Here is a 19,719-nt window from a genome sequence, read left to right on the forward strand (position 1 = left end):
GAGAAGAGACGCTTTATTCAAGTTAAGGAAACGCTTCCGTCAACCTAAAGAGCCGTTTCAATAACTACGTTTTAGTTACTCCTTCTTCCACAAACGATAGAGCGTTATTGGACCTTCCTTGGTAGCATACATTCTGGCAGCCGGTTCCTCACAGAGGTCATTCAATACCTTATTGGCATGATAGCGGGTGACACCGAATTCACGAATCATATCCTTCACCGTGATATAACCCTGCTGCTGACAAATCTCTACAATATCAGCAAATTCCTTATCCGCCTCTTTTGGAGTAGATTTCACACTCCAATACTGTCGGCTGCAGCCATTAGAGTGGCGTTTAAGCCTTTCCAGGAACTCCTTCGTAGGCTGAATTTCCAAGCCGCAGATATCCACCTCATTGGCTGGAATCAGATCACCCTCATGATAGGTCCTTTTCCATTCGATTCCATTCTTGTCCTTATGCTTCACCATCCCCAGCTTAGGCTTGACGATAAACATATCGCCTACCCTCACCTCGTTGCCCTCAGCCAAGGCGTAAAGCGTTTCATCCTCCAACGTTTCCAATGCAGAGATAAAGGACGAAACGTTCATCGCACAATGATCGCGAACACGCTTCTCCATCTTCTCCCGGTCAACGATATCCCGTTTTACAAACATCGGATGTATCTGATACTTACCGCTTTCGTCCTTCAAGGGCGTGCGATGCTCCAAATAATTGATTGAACCTGTTGCTCTAGCCATATTCTTAGTTTTTTTGATATTTCTTTATATCCCCCATCTACTTCTCCGCAAACAAATTGGAGATAGCATAAAGAGGAATGATGTTTATCTTCTTGCCATCGGGACTCTCGAATGTACCAAAGTTTTCGAGAGAACAGCGGATGCCCATTTCTATATGCTTCTGCGGATTGCGCATCAGCGAATACATGCTGCTCATAGAACCCTTCACACCCGATTTTACTTCTATCGGAACAATGTTGCCACTGCGAGCTATCACATAATCCACCTCGGCACAAGTACCTTTGTTCATGTTTTGCCAATAGTACAACTGATGCCGCTTCTGCGGAGAAGAATATTTAACCAGTTCCAAACCCGCCATCATCTCTGCCACATGCCCCTTGTCAACAAGATCGATGGAATCTGCCACCATCATCTCCTTGATGCTGTCGTCGATGTCGTCATCTATTCCCAGGATTCCAAGCAGCACGCCTGTATCATGGATAAGATATTTCACAACCCGCTCGTTGATTTCAGCCCCAAGCGGCACCCCATTGGCATCCGTATGATAGGTCGGGATGATTAGTCCGGCATCCTTCAGCATCTCCAAAGCCACCTTTACTTCTGCCGAACGATATTGTCCTTCTACCCTACTGTAAACAAACTTGGCTCCAGCCTGATGCGCTACGCTTATGAGAGTTTGGCGCAAAAGCAGAGGATTTGCCTTGGCTCCGTACTTGGCAAAATCGTCCTGATACCCCTGGATGATTTCATTTACAATATCACTGCTATAGCGATAAGACCCTGTCTCCTTGTAGGTTGCCACGGCTTCTGGCATTCCGCCAACCAGCATATAACTTCGAAAAGCCTCCACCAATCTGTTATAGAATGCCTCGGGCAGCGGATTCGTAGGACTGCTATTTCGCTTGGTTCTAAGAAGCCCCTCTTGCCCCATTGCCGTCAGGAATTCATCAAAAGACATCGGATAGACAAACAGTGAACTTACTCTGCCCACTCCAAATGATGCCAAATCCTTCAGCGCAAACTCCAGGAGCGAACCTGCTGCAATGACATGAAGTTCAGGATAATCTTCCTTAAAGAACCAAAGGCTGTGAATGACATCCTCGCTCTTTTGTATCTCATCGAGAAAAAGAAGGGTTTCGCCCGGAACAACCGGCACATTAAAGAAGTCGGATAGCTTAGCAGCTATGCTCTTCACATCACGACAGCCCTTAAAGAATTCCATCACCTCAGGATTTCTTTCCACATTAACTTCCAAAAAATATTTGAAGCTCTTGCCCAAATGCCGAATGGTGCTCGACTTGCCTACCTGTCGGGCGCCCCTCACCAAAAGAGGTTTTCTTCGAGGATTATCCTTCCATTCCAGCAAAGCCTGGTCGATGCTTCTTGACAAGTATTTATCCATATCTTTGCGTCTTTATGATTATACAGCTGCAAAAATACTGATTATTAACGAGATAAGCAATTATTTTATGTTAACTTTGCTAAAAGATAGAGTTATAAATGGGTGTTTTATGATAAAAGATAGAGTTATAAAGGCACGTTTTGTGATAAAAGATAGAGTTATCAGACTCATACAAGCCATTATAATCAAGATTATCAGTGTTAAAATTCATAAGAACACCTCATTTCTCATTATTTTTTATTACCTTTGCTCCATATAACAATTTAAAACAAAGGATATGAGCACATCAACTTATGCAATTACTCCCGATTTGCAAGCGAAGCTTGACAAAGCGAGAGAAGAACATAAAAACGGAGAAACTCTGTGCTTTGGCACTGCTCAAGATGCTATCGCATGGATGGAAACCTTATAGTGTTGCGAATAGACTCCTTATGGATGAAATTCCGGTATCCTTTAAAACTTGTTGCATCATAATGACCAACAAGGAATTTTGAATATATAACAATTAAAAAAGGAAGAAATATAAGAAACAGAAAAGAAAGATATAACATAGTAAGATTATAAACTTGCGTTTACTAATTTGTTCGGAAACACTTAAATTTTGCCAGAATTAAAGTTATATTCCACACAAAGAGTAAGTTCTGTAAACGCCTACGCTATAGCGTGGGCGGAACTTATCGTGTGGATGGGCCCGGCAAAAGCCTAAGTGTTGATAAGGGAAGCTCACGCTTCTTCTTTGTCTTCACTTCATCAAGGCTTTTCGACGGATGGCTTTCTGCTAATCCTTCTGTCCGCTGCCCGTTTTACTCCGATAATGATTTAGTTCCAAACGCACCCATCAGCTATAGCAAAAGACGTTGGAGTTCGCTTCAATGTTTGTTGCTATACCTTATTATATATAGTAACCAACAATGAAAAGAGCTACGAATGGACAAATTAAGAATGCAGAGTAGTAATGGTGTCGAGGACAACATTACGAAAATTGCGCAGCTGTTTCCCGACTGCGTTACGGAGACTTTAGATGAAAGAAGCGGCCGGCCAAAGCACCTCATAGATTTCGAGAAACTCAAGCAGAATCTTTCTGATAGCGTGATGTCAGAAAGAGCAGAACGCTACCAGTTTACCTGGCCCGACAAGAGCAAGGCGATTCTCCTTGCCAACTCTCCTATCAATGCCACACTTCGCCCTTGCCGTGAAGACAGCGTTGATTTCGACAACACCCAGAACCTTTATATCGAGGGAGACAACCTCGATGTTCTCAAATGTCTGAAGGAGACTTACCTCCATAAGGTGAAAATGATCTACATCGACCCACCTTACAACACAGGAAAAGATTTCATCTATGGGGATAATTATGCAGAAGAGGCTGATAATTATCTTTCCAATAGTGAACAATACGATGATCAAGGAAATCGATTGGCTACAAACATGGAAACAAATGGAAGGTTCCATACTGATTGGCTCAACATGATATATCCTCGTCTGAAGGTAGCAAAAGACTTCCTTAAAGAAGATGGTGTAATTTTTATTTCTATTGATGATCATGAAGTCACGAACTTACATAAAGTATGTGATGAAATTTTTGGAGCAGCAAACTTTACTGGATGTATAGTTTTACAAACAGCAACAGACAACAATCCACGTCAAATAAATACGGAACACGAATATATACTTTGTTATTGCAAAAATAAGGATGCTCAAGAATACTGGTATGCTGATAGTGAAAAAGCAAAGCTAATTCAGAAAAAGTATACAGAGCTAAAAGCTATATATGGGAATGATATCGAAACCATTCAAACTGAGTTACGTACATGGATAAAGTTAAATAAAGAAGAACTAAAAGGGGTTGCACATTATGACAATGTTGACGAGAAGGGAGTATTCCATGATGGTGACATTGCTAATACTACATTCGGAGGCTATGACTATACAATATTGCATCCTATAACACATAAAGCATGCAAGGTGCCAGAAAAAGGTTTCAGATTTCCACAGGAAACAATGGTAAAAATGATAGCCAATAATGATATCATGTTTGGTGTAGATGAAACAACATTAATCAAGCCCAAGAAAAGACTTGAAAATGCTAAAGATGTATTACGTTCTGTAATTTATGAAGATGGTCGTTCTTCAACAAAACAATTTGAAGCACTTATGGCAAGAGACATCTTCCAAAATCCAAAATCAACGACTATACTTAGCAGACTCTTTAACTTTGTTATAGAGAAAGATGATTATATCATGGATTTCTTTTCGGGTAGTGCTTCGACTGCAGAGACTACAATGCAACTCAATAATAAACACCAAGAATTAAATCTTAAATATATACTGGTTCAAATTCCTGAAAATATAGATAAAGTTATTGAGACTGCAAAAGATAAGGCAAAGAAAACTGCAAAGAATGCTATAAACTTTCTGGATTCAATCCATAAACCTCACACAATCTGCGAAATCGGCAAGGAAAGAATCCGCCGTGCCGGCAAGAAAATCAAGGAGGAGTCTCCTTTAACCACCCAGGACCTCGATATAGGCTTCCGTGTGTTGAAACTCGATTCCACCAATATGCAGGACATTTACTATTCTCCAAAGGATATTTCGCAAGCCGACCTCTTCTCGCAGGTTGATAATGTGAAGCCGGATAGAACGGGCGAAGACCTGCTCTTCCAGGTGATGCTTGAACTCGGTGCAACCCTGGATTCGAAGATAGAAACGACAATGGTAGCTGGCAAGACCATCTATAACGTTGCCGAAGGATACCTCGTGGCTTGTTTCGACCCGAATGTTACCGACGAAGTAGTAAAAGCCATCGCCCAGATGCAGCCAGCCTATGCCGTGCTCCGTGACACCAGCATGAAGGACGATTCCACCGCCACCAACTTCGAGCAGATCTTTAAAACATATTCTCCTGACACGGTCACCAAAATTCTTTAGAAAGGGATTTTGAAAGGTAAAAGGGTAAAAAAGTAAAAAGAGCTTTACTGATTACGATTATGAAACTGAAGTTTAAGATACAACAATATCAGACCGATGCCGTGGAGAGCGTCATCAACGTCTTTAAGGGGCAGCCCAACCAAGCCAACCTGGAATACAGGATGGATAAGGGAAAACTGTATGTGGTTGACAGCAAGAAGCATGACATCAAATTCGTTCAAACCAATGTTTTTGCTGATAGCGATGATGCTGGCAATAGCCTAGGCTATAAGAACAACCGCCTTGCCATGGATAAGGTGGCTCTCTTTGACAACATCCGACAGATTCAGACAGAGAACAACATCCATCAGGATGAAGAACTCTGTCAGAAACTCGGTGCCTGCCAGCTCGACGTAGAGATGGAAACCGGTACGGGAAAGACATACGTCTATATCAAGACGATGTTCGAACTGAACAAGCACTATGGCTGGACCAAGTTTATCGTGGTGGTTCCAAGCATCGCTATCCGAGAAGGAGTGAAGAAAAGCTTCGACATCACGGTAGATCACTTCATGGAGCAGTATGGCAAGAAGGCTCGCTACTTCATCTACGACAGCAGCAGCCTCAATGACATCGATACCTTCTCGCAGAGCAACGACATCAGCGTGATGATTATCAATACCCAGGCCTTCAACACCATGAAGGAAGGAGCCAAGAACAAGGCGGCACGCATCATCAACTCCGAACGCGATGAGTTCGGTTCCCGAAAGCCGATTGCCGTTCTTGCTGCCAACAACCCTATCATCATCCTGGATGAACCGCAGAAGATGGGAGGTGCCGCTACACAGACGGCACTCAAAGCCTTCAATCCGCTCTTCACCCTGAACTACTCCGCTACCCACAAGGAACACCACAACACGGTGTATGTGCTCGATGCACTTGATGCCTACAACCACAAACTGGTGAAGAAAATAGAGGTAGTAGGCTTCGAACTGAAGAACCTGAAAGGTACCGACAGCTATATCTATTTTACAGAACTGCTGCTCTCGAAAGACAAGGCACCACAGGTTAGACTGGAGATAGAACAGCAGAGCACTACGGGAGCCATCAAACGAATCTACAAGAAGTTGGGCGAAGGCGATGACCTCTATAGTGCCTCCGGAAACATGCTGCAATACAAGGGGTTCATGATTACCGACATCGTGGTGGATGCCCACCAGCCAAGTCGCAGCCAGGTGAAGTTCAGCAACGGCGAAAGTCTGATGCTGAAGGAGGTAATCGGCAACGTAACTGCCGACCACAAGGCTCGCATCCAGATAAGGGAAACCATCAAGGCGCACTTCCGCAAAGAGAGTGCGCTCTTCCATCGCGGCATCAAGTGCCTCTCGCTTTTCTTCATCGACGAGGTTGCCAAGTATCGCCAGTATGATGAAGACGGCAATGCGCTGCTTGGACGCTATGGGGAGATATTTGAACAGGAATATCGTGCAGAGCTGAACGAAAATCAGAATATGTACGACCCGGAGTATATGCAGTATCTCAGCTGCATTCCAGTCAACAAGACCCATGAGGGTTATTTCTCCATCGACCCCAAGACCAAGCGCATCAAGGACAGCGACGAGAAGAAGGGAGCCGGAAGCGATGATGTATCGGCTTACGACCTGATTATGAAGGACAAGGAACGCCTGCTGAGTCTCGACCCAACTTATTCACCAGTTCGCTTCATCTTCTCCCACTCTGCCTTGAGAGAAGGTTGGGACAATCCGAACATCTTCCAGATCTGTTCGCTCAGACAAGCGAACAGCATCTCGCAGAAGCGTCAGGAAGTGGGACGAGGATTGCGACTCTGCGTTGACAACAAGGGAGTACGACAGGATGCCGATACCCTGCAGGGACAGGTGCAGCAGATTAACCGCCTTACCGTGATTGCCTCTGAGGGCTATGCTGATTTCGTAAACGACCTGCAGAAGAATATTTCGGAAGATCTCTACGACCGTCCGAAGGTTGCCGACATCGATTACTTCGACGGAAAGACTTTCACGATTGAGGATGGCAGCAAGCACAGCATCACGACATCAGAAGCCAAGAAGATTTATTTCTATCTGGTAAAGAACGGTTATGTGGATGACGAAAGTCATGTAACCGATGCTTACCGCTCTGCTGCAACATCAGGAACACTCGCAACATTGCCAGATGAAATAAAGCCATACGGCAAATGGATTCACAAACTGATAGAAGGCGTTTGGAATCCTTCTGCCCTTGACGGTATGATAGAGAACGGAAGTACGCCGCAGACTCCAGAGAACAGACTGAATGAGAACTTTACGAAGAAGGAGTTCCAGGAACTTTGGAATCGCATCAACCACAAATATGCCTATACGGTGAACTTCGAAAGCAAGGAACTGATAGAGAAAGCCATTGCTGCCATCAACAAGGAACTGGTGGTTTCGAAACTGAGCTACGTAGTAACCCGAGGAGTGCAGAAGACGGAACTGAAACATGACGATATGAAGGCGGGCAGCATGATGGTGCAGGAAGAAATGCAGCATGATGACCTGAGAACGGATGTAGTAAGCACCGTGAAGTACGACCTGCTAGGCAAGATAGCCGCCAACACCCGATTGACCCGCAAAACCATCGCCGGGATTCTATCCCAAATCATGCCAAGCAAGTTTGATATGTACAAGGTGAATCCGGAAGAGTTTATCCGCAGGGTAAGTCGTCTGATACTGGAGCAGAAAGCCACCATCATCGTAGATCATATCAGTTACAACGAGATAGAGGGAAGCTACGATTCCGCCATCTTTACGGAGGAGAAGCATACCTCACTCGACAAGGCTTACCAGGGAAGGAAGAGCATCGTGGATTATGTGTTTACCGATGGAACGGCAAAGCAGAGTGTGGAACGCAAGTTCGTGGAAGACCTCGATACGAGCACCGATGTTGCCGTATATGCCAAATTGCCAAAAGGCTTCCACATTCCTACCCCTGTGGGCAATTATTCTCCCGACTGGGCGATAGCCTTCAAGGATGGTACCGTGAAGCATGTCTATTTCGTAGCCGAAACCAAGGGCAGCATGTCAACCCTCGACTTGCGAGGCATAGAAGATGGCAAGATAGCCTGTGCCGACAGGCTATTCGAACAACTCTCAGGTTCGGGCATCTACTATCATAAGGTAACCAACTACGACGACTTGATGGAATGGGTGAAATAATTCTTAATGTTAAATGTTAAGTGTTGAATGTTGAATGTTAAGCAATAGGACATGGAACAGCCGAAACAGATAAACAATACCAGCGAACGATTGGTGGACGACCTGAAATCGAGGTTGTCCACCCAAAGTCGCATATCCATCGCCGCCGCCTCTTTCTCCATCTACGCCTTCGAAGCCATGAAGGCGGAACTGGAGAAGGTGGAGGAAGTGCGCTTTATCTTCACCTCGCCAACCTTTGTGGCCGACAGGACGAAGAAAGAAAAGCGGGAGTTTTACATTCCGAAGTTGAACCGTGAGCGCAACCTCTATGGTACAGAGTTTGAAATCAAGCTCCGTAACCAGCTGTCGCAGAAAGCTATCGCCAAGGAGTGTGCGGCATGGATTCGGAAGAAAGTGAAATTCAAGTCCAATTCTTCACAGGAAGGAATGGGCGGATTTCTGCATCTCTGTGATGGTGAACCTTCTGCCCTACCTGTCTTTGACATGAATGTGCCCAGCAAGCAGCATGTTTATCTTCCTTTTGATGATTTCAGCACCACCCAACTGGGTTGCGAAAAGGGCAACAATGTCTATACGATGGTCAATGTGCTGCCTTCTCCTTCTGCCGAGGCTTATCTGCAGATCTTCAACCAGCAATGGGAGAACGATGAGAAATTCAAGGACGTAACTGCCAGGGTTTTGGAATACATCGAGACGGTTTATCAAGAGAATGCGCCCGAATACATCTACTTCATCGCTCTCTACAACATCTTCCATGAATTTCTGGAAGATATTTCTGAAGATGTTCTTCCCAATGAGCGGACCGGTTTCAAGAACAGTCTCATTTGGAACAAGCTATACAACTTCCAGAAGGATGCGGCACTCGCCATCATCAACAAGTTGGAGAAATACAACGGTTGTATTCTTGCCGACAGTGTGGGATTAGGAAAGACCTTTACTGCACTAGCTGTCATCAAGTATTACGAAAACCGCAACAAGAGTGTGCTGGTGCTTTGCCCGAAAAAGCTGAATGAGAACTGGATTACCTTCCGTTCCAATTACAAGAACAATCCGATAGCTGGCGACCGTCTACGCTACGACATTCTCTTCCATACCGACCTTTCACGAGAACATGGAAGTTCCAACGGCTTGAATCTGGACCACATCAACTGGGGCAACTACGACCTCGTGGTCATCGACGAAAGCCATAACTTCCGCAATGGAGGAAACGTGGATGAAGAGGAAGATGATGATGAGCAGCTTGAGGAAAGAAAGGAAAACAGATATCAGAAACTGATGAACCGGGTGATTCGTACTGGTGTGAAGACGAAGGTACTGATGCTGAGTGCTACCCCTGTAAACAATAGGTTTGGTGATTTGAAGAACCAGTTGCAGCTGGCTTACGAAGGCAGAAGCAGCTCGTTTGACGAAGCATTGGGACTAGGCAAGAACGTAGATGACATCTTTACGAATGCCCAGAAGGTATATAACCACTGGGCAAAACTAAAAGCAGAAGAACGCACAACGGAAAGGCTGCTCAACGACCTGAGCTACGATTTTTTCCAGTTGCTGGATGCCGTGACCATCGCCCGTTCGCGCAGCCACATCATGAAGTATTATGATACCAGTGCCATCGGTGATTTTCCACATCGTCTGCCTCCTATCTCCCGTCGTCCGAAACTCACCGACATCAGCAATGCCATCAACTTCAAGGATATTGCCACAGAACTGGACAATCTGAATCTGTCTATCTACACCCCGTCGCTCTATCTGCACGATAGCGCCAGGAACAGCTATACCATCGACTATGATGGAAGCGGCTTGTCTATCGACGGACGAGAGAAGGGACTACGGAATCTGATGGCTACCAACCTGCTGAAACGACTGGAAAGTTCGGTCAACTCCTTCCGCCTCACCTTGGAGCGCATCACGGCTTACATCAACGAAACCATCTCGCTCATCGATCAGGAAGCTGAAGAGATAAGAGGTTTCAGACTCAGAGATATGGATTATATCAGTTGGCGAAGAGATCTGGCAGCAGATCAGGAAGTACTCAGGATGCTGCTCCTGATGCTGGAAGATATTACGCCAGCCCATGACAGCAAGCTGCAAATGCTGATAGCAGACTTGAAGGAGAAATTTACCCATCCTATCAACAAGGATAACCGGAAGGTGCTCATCTTCACAGCCTTTGCCGATACGGCAGACTATCTCTATCAGGAACTTGCCGGAAGAATCAAGGCAGGCTGCGGATTGAACGTTGCCCTCATCACGGGTAGTACCGAGGGCAAATGCACCATTCCGAAGTTTGAGTGTACATTCAATAATGTGCTCACCTTCTTCTCGCCCATCTCCAAAGACAAAGGTGACATCTTTGATGAAAAGGATGCAGCTAAGAAGCCATGGATTCATGAAAACATCGATGTGCTCATCGCTACAGACTGTATCTCGGAAGGTCAGAACCTGCAAGACTGCGACTATCTGATTAACTACGATATCCATTGGAATCCCGTACGCATCATCCAGCGTTTTGGACGTATTGACCGTATTGGCAGCCGGAACAAGGATATACAGTTGGTAAACTACTGGCCTGATATGGAACTGGACGAATATATCCAGTTGAAAGGCAGAGTGGAAAGCCGTATGAAAGCCACCATTCTGACTTCTACTGGAGATGACAACCTACTGAGCGACAACGAAAAGGGCGACCTGGAATATCGCAGAAAGCAGTTGAAGCATCTGCAGGAAGAAGTGATTGACATTGAGGATATGGACACCGGTATCAACATCATGGACCTGGGACTGAACGAGTTTCGTCTCGACCTCTTATCGTATATCAAGGAACATCCCGACATAGAGCATGCTCCTTTCGGAATGAATGCTGTGGCAGGTGCAAAGGGCGATGTCAAGCCCGGTGTCATCTATGTATTGAAGAATCGCAATAATGCTGTGAACATCGACAAGAAAAACCTACTTCATCCTTTCTATATGGTGTATCTGTCGGATGATGGCGAGGTTATCTGCGACCATCTTCATCCCAAGAAACTACTGGATACCCTGCGATTGCTCTGCAAGGACAAGAAGGAATACGACAGAAATCTTTGTGCCCTGCTGAGTAAGGAAACCAGCGACGGCAGACACATGGAACATTATAGCGACCTGTTGCAGAAGGCCATCGACAGTATGGTACGCATCAAGGAAGAGAGCGACATAGACAGTCTTTTCTCGTTGGGTGAAACCACGGCTTTGACTAATGATATCAAGGGATTGGATGATTTCGAACTCATCACCTTCCTGGTTATCAGATAAGCAATCTCTTTAATCATAAAGTTCCAAGTTCAATGTGCAAAGTAAAAAAAGAACTTATGAATATATTAAATTTCCCCGACTTTACGTTGGTAAACCGAGTAGTACCCAAGATAGCTTTTTATAGCCATCTTGAGGTAACGGCTCGCATGAAATCTGCATTTATTGAGAATGTAGAGCAGGTAGTTTGGCTCTATAAGTTGGCACCCAGCAATCTGCATGTGGCAGATGGAAAGAATGTTCACGAACTCACCATCTTTCTTATTAAGCTTAAGAAAGGAATTTCAGACTGTTCAGACATCTTCCGCTATATTGATAGCAAGTTACCCCGACATACGATTTTCATCATTCAGCAGGATAATCGTTATCGCTTATTGGTAAACTACAAGCAATGGAAGGATGCTTCTGCTGGCACATTCGAGATCATCAAGTCATTTTCTACAGACTGGTTATCAGAAGAAATGCTATCTCTCTGTCTGGATAGTACTTCTAATATGGATACACTCTATGAATCCTTGGTTCGCCAGATTGCATCAACCCAGATTACTTCCTCGCAGCAGGATCTGCATCAAGCCGTTTCCCATACCATCCACATCGAAGCGATAAAAAAGGAAATGACAGCCATCAGAAAGAAAGAACTGAAAGAGCTGCAACCGCAAAAGAAATTCGCCTTGCATCAGAAATATATGAAGCTAAAAAAGAAATTGGAGGAACATATTTAGTAAAGGAGAATTATGCATACTATCATAAAAAGACACAGACTATAATAATAAGGGGCTGCCATATTAAGAGATTGCGAGGCTGCTTCTTCAGACTTAGCTATCCACAAACAAAAAATGGAGAAACTTGGTCCTCTTTCATACACATCTTGTTCTATAAAGATACTCCCATACCTCTCTTCCCGACTTCTTCAACCGGATAATCGGGTCTATGAAATACAGTTTGCCATCTTCATCACACAGCACATTATCACTGACATTAGAAACATCAGTTATTGCCAAATATTCATTTCCATAGAAATATCTATCCTCCTTTGTCAAGCCCAGTTGATTAATGAGATAATCGTCAATCGTTTTCTGCGATGGTACTTGAAACATATCGGATATATTTCGTTGCTGAAGAACAATCCGGATTCCCTTTATATCCTCTGAAAAGCCAATAAAACGATACCTCGTTGATGGGAATAAGATGTTATGAATCAGATGTTCATAAATGATATCCTCTGGCAAGATATGCTTCATCGGAGCCTTTGCAAAAGGAGACTTCATTTTGGTGAAAGTTGTTCCGTCTTCACTCAAAAAGACAATGCTTTCTCCCGTTGGAATCATTCGTCTGTCACCAAATTTACCCCAGTCCGACTTATCTATATACAAGCCTTGTTCTTTGGCGATATTTATCAAACGTAGGCATTCCTCTTCCTCTGCAGTTCTCGTGCTTTGCCTGTTATCTCCATATTGTTGAGTGGATAGCCCAGTCTCAAACACTCGAATATCGCTTCGGTCGCTATCTGCCTGTACTTTTCGCTCAGGCTCATAACATATTGCAGGGCGTTCCGCCCATCTCTTAAATATATAGTCGATAATTTTTCTTCCATAACTCTTCATTATTATAGTTTTTGCTGCAAATTTACGATTAAATTTTGAAACAACCAAAGTTTTCACTGCTTTTTTGGTACACCCTTATCATTTGACTATAAATCTCAAAAATTACTAGAAAAGTTTGGCAGTTTCGAATATTCAGCGTATCTTTGCAACAATAATAAAAGAAAGGAAAGCTATATGGAAACAAAAGACAAGAAGATACAAGTTCATACCATAGACTACAAAGACATCGACAAGTTTTTCCCTGCTCATAGCGAGATTACAATGTCTCCACTTCCGAAAGGACACGTAGCACGACTTGCTACCATCCACAAGGTTAAGATTCAATAAACTTGAATTAACTATAGATATCGACTATAATAAGGAGGATTTAATATGAAAACAAATAAACTGATGGATGAAATCCGCAAGTCAACTCCTGCGGACACAAACAAACAAGTCGACTTATGCGTTGCTATTGCCAACAGAGTCTTTGAACTATTACAGGAACGAAATATGAAACAGCGTGATTTCGCAAGAGCTCTTGGCAAGACTGAAACAGAAGTAAGTCGTTGGCTGAGTGGAACACATAATCTCACATTAGCTACAATTGCAAAGATGGCGACGATTCTTGGTGATGATATCATTACCACAAAACAGAGCCATCGTCCATACAAACTTCCAAATACGCAAAATGTAGCTATGATGGTAGCTGAAGATATGTGCAAAAAATAGTCATACAAATAAAAAATCCCTGCCATAGGAAGCCTTTCCTACAGCAGGGATTTTTCTATTGGGAATCATCAAGAATGACGAAACCGGGATTTTAATTATGCTGCCTTTCCATACTCATAAATACTGTCGCTGGCTAGATCTATCTTGTCGTTCCAATATACACAAGTTCGGCTGGTGTCCAACTGGGCTTGTTTAAAAAGGCCATATACATCCACTAATGCACGAAACGAAGGAAGCGTCTTGATGTCATCCTTCACATCGTACAACACTTTATATCCATCATCGAATTCAACGAAAAGGATATAGTCATCGAGAACTGACATTTTCTTAATTCTTGGTATCATAATGGTGGAAGTTTTGTTATTATTTGTTTGTCCCACATGTCCTGAAGTTCATCAGAATGAAGTGAGAGCCATTCTGTTACTAACTCTTGAGCCTTTTTAGGTAAATCTCCTTCAAACATTTCAAATGTCTTGATATTGAATAAACCTACATACTCATTATAGATTGCATGAATATGGGAAGGTTCATGCTCTTTTGGCTTAAAGAACATCTTTATGATGATTCCATAAAACCTTGCTATTTCCGGCATATTTTATTATTCTTATAGTTACATGTTATATTACAATGCAAAAATAAACAAAATCATGTAAATCACCAAACATTTCTGCAACTTTAACTTTTCTTTTTTCCATAAGGGAAGGACAAGCTGGGATTACAGATTCTCTTCAACATAGTATAGGGAATATCTAATACGAAAACAAAAATACCAACGAATGGCAGTAGAGTCTTCCACACGAAGAACTTTTGTTATATGTGTCCAAGTAAGATTTTGCAATCGCGATTGCAAAATTCGTATATCACTGATTGTCAAGTAGAATTGGCGGAAATAAGCCAAATTTCTTTTGCTAAATCCTTTACCATATTGATGTGTCAATTGCTCAGATAATTGCGCAATGATCTGAACCCCATACTCAGCACGTGCCTCACCATTCTGTTCTTCTTCCACGATGCGTCGCCCTATGTTCCAATAGGTCTCTATCATCTTATGATTGACGGAGGCATAAGCTTCCTTCCTGCCTTGCTCTATGATGGAGCAGACATCGGTATATAGTCTTGTATTTGTCAAATCGTTCGCCAATAGCGAACGATTTACAGAAAGCAGTACATCTGCTTGCAGTTCATCTGCTTGCAATACATCTTGTTTTCAGACGATTGCAAAAATAACGTCCAAGTTTTTTTTGATTTTTCATAAAAAAAAGCTTGTCTATAGCATCACTTACTACAGACAAGCTTTTTTGTTGATGAAAAGTTTACATTGACCACCATAAGAAGATCAGCTGTAAAACGGTTGACTTCTTTTGGCGAGAATTATTTAAATAAAGAGCTATTTATACTCTCCCCAAGCCTTGATATCGATATCCTCGAGCTTGGTGGTGCAGAATGCATAGATGAAGGCACTCGCCAGACGGCTGTTGGTAATCAATGGCACGTTCAGGTCGATGGCTGCACGACGAATCTTGTAACCATTGCTCAACTCGCTGCTAGTCAAGTTCTTTGGAATATTCACTACCATATCAATCTCGTGGTTGTGGAGCATCTCCAAAGCCTTAGGCGCACCACCTTCTGCCTCCTCTGATGGCCAGAGTACACGGGTATTCTCAATGCCGTTCTCGGTGAGGAACTTGCTACTACCACCGGTTGCATACAGCTTGTAACCATGCTTAACCAGCATCTGGGCAGCATCGAGCAAATCTACCTTCTGCTTGGCAGAACCTGTAGAAAGCAGGATGTTCTTGGCAGGAATGCGATGACCCACAGAAAGCATACTCTTCAAGAGAGCGGTAGATGTATCGTCGCCCAAGCAACCTACCTCACCGGTACTGCTCATATCCACACCCAATACTGGGTCTGCCTTCTGCAAACGGTTAAAGCTGAACTGGGATGCCTTGATACCTACATAGTCGAGATCGAAGAGGTTCTTGTGTGGCTTTTCTACTGGCAAACCGAGCATTACGCGGGTAGCCAACTCGATGAGGTTGATCTTCAATACCTTGCTTACGAATGGGAACGAACGGCTGGCACGAAGGTTACACTCGATAACGAGAATATCATTGTCACGAGCCATGAACTGGATGTTGAACGGACCGTTGATGTGCAACTCCTTGGCAATCTGACGACCTACTCGCTTCACACGACGAACTGTCTCAACATACAACTTCTGAGGAGGGAACTGGATGGTAGCATCACCTGAGTGAACACCGGCAAACTCGATGTGCTCGGAAATCGCATAGGCAATCACCTCGCCATTCTTTGCCACTGCATCCATCTCAATCTCCTTGGCATGTTCGATAAACTTACTTACTACCACTGGGTGATCCTCACTTACATTGGCAGCCAACTGCAGGAATCGCTTCAGCTCATCCTCGTTAGAACATACGTTCATCGCAGCACCCGAAAGCACGTAGCTAGGACGAACCAATACTGGGAAGCCTACACGCTCGATGAAGTTGTCGATGTCCTCCATAGAGGTCAGGGCGCTCCACTCTGGCTGGTTGATACCATTGTTGGTCAACATCTGAGAGAACTTGGCACGGTCCTCAGCGTTATCGATGTCCTTGGCAGCAGTACCCAGGATTGGCACATTCTGTGCATCCAGGTGCATAGCCAGGTTGTTTGGAATCTGACCACCGGTAGATACGATAACGCCATGAGGCTGCTCCATCTCGATGATATCCATCACACGCTCAAAGGTCAACTCGTCGAAGTAGAGACGGTCGCACATATCGTAGTCGGTAGATACGGTCTCTGGGTTGTAGTTGATCATCACTGAGCGCCAGCCTTCCTTGCGGATGGTGTTCAATGCCTGAACGCCACACCAGTCGAACTCTACGGAAGAACCGATGCGGTAAGCACCCGAACCGAGTACGATGATAGAACGGTGGTCGTTCTCGAATGTGATGTCGCTCTTCACGCCAGCGTAAGTTACATAGAGGTAGTTGGTCTGAGCAGGATACTCTGCTGCCAGGGTATCAATCTGCTTTACTACAGGCAGGATGCCATAGCTCTTGCGCTTGTTGCGAACCAGCAGGGCAGCCTTGTGCATGTTGCCCAACTCCTGCTCCAAGCCCACGGCACGGGCTACCTGGAAGTCGGTAAAACCGTAAACCTTAGCGGTGCGGAGCAAATCCTGGTCAAGAGTATTGATGTTGCACTTCTTCATCGCCTCGTCGATGTCGATGATGTGCTTCAACTTCTCAAGGAACCACTTGTCAATCTTGGTCAAGTCGTGAATCTGATCTACGGTATAGCCCTTGTGCATTGCCTTTGAAATCACGAACACACGCTTATCTGTTGGCTCGCGCAAAGCTGCATCGATATCGTCGATTTCCAGTTCCTTGTTCTCTACGAAACCGTGCATGCCCTGACCAATCATACGAAGACCCTTCTGGATAGCCTCCTCGAAGTTGCGGCCGATGGCCATTACCTCACCTACTGACTTCATAGATGAACCCAACTCCTTATCTACGCCACGGAACTTAGACAAGTCCCAACGAGGAATCTTACATACCACGTAGTCCAATGCTGGCTCGAAGAAGGCAGATGTGGTCTTGGTTACAGAGTTCTTCAACTCGAACAGACCGTAGCCCATACCGAGCTTGGCTGCAACGAAGGCAAGAGGATAACCGGTAGCCTTAGATGCCAAGGCTGATGAACGGCTCAAGCGGGCATTCACCTCGATTACACGATAATCCTCGCTCTTAGGGTCGAAGGCATACTGCACGTTACACTCACCCACGATTCCGATGTGACGGATAATCTTGATGGCGAGGGCACGGAGCTTATGATACTCAGAATTGCTCAGGGTCTGAGATGGAGCGATGACGATACTCTCACCGGTATGGATTCCCAGTGGGTCGAAGTTCTCCATGTTACAAACTGTGATACAGTTGTCGTAACGGTCGCGAACTACCTCATACTCAATCTCTTTCCAGCCCTTCAAACTCTTCTCAACCAATACCTGTGGAGAGAAAGAGAAAGCCTTCTCTGCGAGTTTATTCAGCTCCTCCTCGTTGTCTGCGAAACCGGAACCGAGACCACCCAAGGCGTAAGCAGCACGGATGATGACAGGATAGCCGAGCTCGGCAGCAGCCTTGCGGGCCTGCTCGATGTTCTCGCAAGCCTCACTCTTGATGGTCTTCACATTGATTTCATCCAGTTTCTCTACGAAGAGCTCACGGTCCTCAGTATCCATGATAGCCTGTACTGGAGTACCCAATACCTTGACATTATATTTCTCCAGGATGCCCTGGCGATAGAGTTCTACACCACAGTTGAGGGCTGTCTGACCACCGAAGCTGAGGAGGATACCGTCTGGCTTCTCCTTCTGGATGACACGCTCTACGAAGTATGGCTGCACTGGCAGGAAGTAAATCTGGTCGGCAACACCTTCTGATGTCTGTACGGTTGCGATATTCGGGTTGATGAGCACAGTCTCGATACCTTCCTCGCGCAATGCCTTCAGGGCCTGCGAACCTGAGTAGTCGAACTCACCTGCTTCACCGATCTTCAAGGCTCCAGAACCTAAGAGGAGCACCTTCTTTATATTTTCGTCTTTCATTATTCTTTATTTTAATGTTAAATGTTGAATGTTAAATGTTAAATGTTGAATTAGGCTTACGCCCTTGTTTCTCCTATTGAAAGGCTTGTTATTCGCCCGTTAGGCAACTTAACATTTAACACTTAACATTACACACAAGTTTACTTGAGTGTTTCTACGAACTTATCAAACATGAACTCTGTATCCACAGGGCCTGAGCAAGCCTCTGGGTGGAACTGGCTTGAGAACCAAGGGTTCACCTTGTGGCGGATACCCTCGTTAGAGCCATCATTCATATTTACAAAGAGTTCCTCCCAATCGTTGCCCAATGTCTTGGCATCAACGGCATAACCGTGGTTCTGAGAGGTGATGTAGCAATTGTTGGTTCCTACCATGCGCACAGGCTGGTTGTGTGAACGGTGACCATACTTCAACTTGTAGATAGTAGCACCGGCTGCCTTAGAAAGCAACTGGTTACCCATACAGATACCGCAGATAGGCTTGCGGCTCTGGCTAATCTGCTTGCGAATAATGTTTACTGCATCCTCGCACATATCTGGGTCACCAGGACCATTGGCCAGGAACAATCCGTCGAAGTCCATATCGGTGTAATCGTAATTCCAAGGTACACGGATCACCTCTACGCCTCTGTTGATGAGGCAACGGATGATGTTTGCCTTCACACCGCAGTCAACGAGAACCACCTTCTTGCCGGCACCCTCGTTATAACGGATAATTTCCTTGCAGCTTACCTGGTCAACGAAGTTTACACCCTCGTAATTAGCCTCAGGGATGTTGTCTGGTTCATCATCAAAGAGAATCTTACCCATCATCACACCATGTTCACGAAGCACCTTAGTTAACTCACGGGTATCGATGCCTGTGATTCCTGGCACTTTCTCGCGCTTCAACCAGTCGGCAAGACTCTCCACTGCATTCCAGTGGCTGTACTGCTCGCTGTAATCATTCACGATGATGGCAGAAGCATAAATCTTGTCACTCTCCATGAAGGTTGGCAAACCATTCTCCTCGAAAGTAAATGGTGGCACACCATAGTTGCCCACGAGAGGGAATGTAAGTGTCATCAACTGACCGGCGTAAGAAGGGTCGGTCAAACTCTCTGGATATCCCATCATGGCTGTGTTGAACACAACCTCGCCCGCTACAGGAGCGTCATATCCAAAAGATTTGCCATGGAACTTGGTTCCATCGCTCAAAACTAAGGTTACTTTTTTCATATCTGACATTTGATTC

General features: G+C 44.7%; 15 protein-coding genes. 7 read left to right on the top strand and 8 right to left on the bottom strand.

Features of this window, described 5'->3' with window-relative positions:
- Positions 1-75: 75 nt before the first annotated feature.
- Both NQ544_RS06760 and NQ544_RS06765 read right to left on the bottom strand, forming a co-directional pair.
- Positions 76-738 carry an HU family DNA-binding protein gene (locus NQ544_RS06760; protein ID WP_006847439.1) on the bottom strand — a complete coding sequence of 221 codons (663 nt, stop codon included), beginning with the start codon at positions 736-738 and terminating at the stop codon, positions 76-78.
- A gap of 37 nt (positions 739-775) precedes the next feature.
- A complete protein-coding gene (locus NQ544_RS06765) occupies positions 776-2,140 on the bottom strand; it encodes an ATP-binding protein (RefSeq protein WP_006847438.1) in 1,365 nt (454 codons plus the stop codon).
- Between the two features lie 277 nt (positions 2,141-2,417).
- Here NQ544_RS06765 and NQ544_RS06770 point away from each other — a divergent pair, with 277 nt between their 5' ends.
- The 5 genes from NQ544_RS06770 to NQ544_RS06790 all read left to right on the top strand — a co-directional run bounded on the left by NQ544_RS06770 (position 2,418) and on the right by NQ544_RS06790 (position 12,272).
- Positions 2,418-2,552, top strand: coding sequence for a hypothetical protein (locus NQ544_RS06770; protein WP_006847436.1), 135 nt, complete (start codon positions 2,418-2,420; stop codon positions 2,550-2,552).
- A 515-nt stretch (positions 2,553-3,067) separates the two neighbouring features.
- Positions 3,068-5,071 carry a site-specific DNA-methyltransferase gene (locus NQ544_RS06775; protein WP_006847435.1) on the top strand — a complete coding sequence of 668 codons (2,004 nt, stop codon included), beginning with the start codon at positions 3,068-3,070 and terminating at the stop codon, positions 5,069-5,071.
- A gap of 59 nt (positions 5,072-5,130) precedes the next feature.
- Positions 5,131-8,265 carry a type III restriction-modification system endonuclease gene (locus NQ544_RS06780; protein WP_006847434.1) on the top strand — a complete coding sequence of 1,045 codons (3,135 nt, stop codon included), beginning with the start codon at positions 5,131-5,133 and terminating at the stop codon, positions 8,263-8,265.
- Positions 8,266-8,316: 51 nt separating this feature from the next.
- Positions 8,317-11,553 (top strand): helicase-related protein, encoded by a 3,237-nt coding sequence (locus tag NQ544_RS06785; RefSeq protein WP_006847433.1) that lies wholly within the window; start codon positions 8,317-8,319, stop codon positions 11,551-11,553.
- A gap of 56 nt (positions 11,554-11,609) precedes the next feature.
- Positions 11,610-12,272, top strand: a complete 663-nt coding sequence (locus tag NQ544_RS06790) for a DUF4391 domain-containing protein (protein WP_170269813.1) — start codon at positions 11,610-11,612, stop codon at positions 12,270-12,272.
- A 135-nt stretch (positions 12,273-12,407) separates the two neighbouring features.
- Here NQ544_RS06790 and NQ544_RS06795 read toward each other — a convergent pair whose 3' ends face one another.
- A complete protein-coding gene (locus NQ544_RS06795; RefSeq protein ID WP_006847431.1) occupies positions 12,408-13,211 on the bottom strand; it encodes a putative polyvalent protein kinase domain-containing protein in 804 nt (267 codons plus the stop codon).
- A 117-nt stretch (positions 13,212-13,328) separates the two neighbouring features.
- On the opposite strand from NQ544_RS06795, the gene NQ544_RS06800 reads away from it, so the two are divergent.
- Positions 13,329-13,481, top strand: coding sequence for a hypothetical protein (locus NQ544_RS06800; protein ID WP_006847430.1), 153 nt, complete (start codon positions 13,329-13,331; stop codon positions 13,479-13,481).
- A gap of 45 nt (positions 13,482-13,526) precedes the next feature.
- Positions 13,527-13,865 (top strand): helix-turn-helix domain-containing protein, encoded by a 339-nt coding sequence (locus NQ544_RS06805; protein WP_006847429.1) that lies wholly within the window; start codon positions 13,527-13,529, stop codon positions 13,863-13,865.
- Between the two features lie 95 nt (positions 13,866-13,960).
- Here NQ544_RS06805 and NQ544_RS06810 read toward each other — a convergent pair whose 3' ends face one another.
- The 5 genes from NQ544_RS06810 to carA all read right to left on the bottom strand — a co-directional run bounded on the left by NQ544_RS06810 (position 13,961) and on the right by carA (position 19,703).
- Positions 13,961-14,209 (bottom strand): DUF2442 domain-containing protein, encoded by a 249-nt coding sequence (locus tag NQ544_RS06810; RefSeq protein WP_006847428.1) that lies wholly within the window; start codon positions 14,207-14,209, stop codon positions 13,961-13,963.
- On the bottom strand, positions 14,206-14,457 hold the full coding sequence (locus NQ544_RS06815) for a DUF4160 domain-containing protein (protein WP_006847427.1): 252 nt from the start codon (positions 14,455-14,457) through the stop codon (positions 14,206-14,208). Before NQ544_RS06815 ends, NQ544_RS06810 begins: the two co-directional genes overlap by 4 nt.
- 123 nt (positions 14,458-14,580) lie before the next feature.
- The gene (locus NQ544_RS06820; protein WP_006847426.1) at positions 14,581-15,060 is read right to left on the bottom strand and encodes a DUF1016 N-terminal domain-containing protein; all 480 of its coding nucleotides are present in this window, start codon (positions 15,058-15,060) and stop codon (positions 14,581-14,583) included.
- Positions 15,061-15,252: 192 nt separating this feature from the next.
- Positions 15,253-18,486, bottom strand: a complete 3,234-nt coding sequence (gene carB / locus NQ544_RS06825) for a carbamoyl-phosphate synthase (glutamine-hydrolyzing) large subunit (RefSeq protein ID WP_006847425.1) — start codon at positions 18,484-18,486, stop codon at positions 15,253-15,255.
- Positions 18,487-18,626: 140 nt separating this feature from the next.
- Positions 18,627-19,703, bottom strand: coding sequence for a glutamine-hydrolyzing carbamoyl-phosphate synthase small subunit (gene carA / locus NQ544_RS06830; RefSeq protein ID WP_040553026.1), 1,077 nt, complete (start codon positions 19,701-19,703; stop codon positions 18,627-18,629).
- Between the last annotated feature and the right edge of the window lie 16 nt (positions 19,704-19,719).

Source organism: Segatella copri DSM 18205 (assembly GCF_025151535.1).
Classification (GTDB): domain Bacteria; phylum Bacteroidota; class Bacteroidia; order Bacteroidales; family Bacteroidaceae; genus Prevotella; species Prevotella copri.

What these genes read in the sequence shown, in the direction of transcription:
- NQ544_RS06760 (WP_006847439.1), bottom strand. Translation starts at nt 738, where the DNA reads ATGGCTAGAGCAACAGGTTCAATCAATTATTTGGAGCATCGCACGCCC.
- NQ544_RS06765 (WP_006847438.1), bottom strand. Translation starts at nt 2,140, where the DNA reads ATGGATAAATACTTGTCAAGAAGCATCGACCAGGCTTTGCTGGAATGG.
- NQ544_RS06770 (WP_006847436.1), top strand. Translation starts at nt 2,418, where the DNA reads ATGAGCACATCAACTTATGCAATTACTCCCGATTTGCAAGCGAAGCTT.
- NQ544_RS06775 (WP_006847435.1), top strand. Translation starts at nt 3,068, where the DNA reads ATGGACAAATTAAGAATGCAGAGTAGTAATGGTGTCGAGGACAACATT.
- NQ544_RS06780 (WP_006847434.1), top strand. Translation starts at nt 5,131, where the DNA reads ATGAAACTGAAGTTTAAGATACAACAATATCAGACCGATGCCGTGGAG.
- NQ544_RS06785 (WP_006847433.1), top strand. Translation starts at nt 8,317, where the DNA reads ATGGAACAGCCGAAACAGATAAACAATACCAGCGAACGATTGGTGGAC.
- NQ544_RS06790 (WP_170269813.1), top strand. Translation starts at nt 11,610, where the DNA reads ATGAATATATTAAATTTCCCCGACTTTACGTTGGTAAACCGAGTAGTA.
- NQ544_RS06800 (WP_006847430.1), top strand. Translation starts at nt 13,329, where the DNA reads ATGGAAACAAAAGACAAGAAGATACAAGTTCATACCATAGACTACAAA.
- NQ544_RS06805 (WP_006847429.1), top strand. Translation starts at nt 13,527, where the DNA reads ATGAAAACAAATAAACTGATGGATGAAATCCGCAAGTCAACTCCTGCG.
- NQ544_RS06810 (WP_006847428.1), bottom strand. Translation starts at nt 14,209, where the DNA reads ATGATACCAAGAATTAAGAAAATGTCAGTTCTCGATGACTATATCCTT.
- NQ544_RS06815 (WP_006847427.1), bottom strand. Translation starts at nt 14,457, where the DNA reads ATGCCGGAAATAGCAAGGTTTTATGGAATCATCATAAAGATGTTCTTT.
- carB (WP_006847425.1), bottom strand. Translation starts at nt 18,486, where the DNA reads ATGAAAGACGAAAATATAAAGAAGGTGCTCCTCTTAGGTTCTGGAGCC.
- carA (WP_040553026.1), bottom strand. Translation starts at nt 19,703, where the DNA reads ATGAAAAAAGTAACCTTAGTTTTGAGCGATGGAACCAAGTTCCATGGC.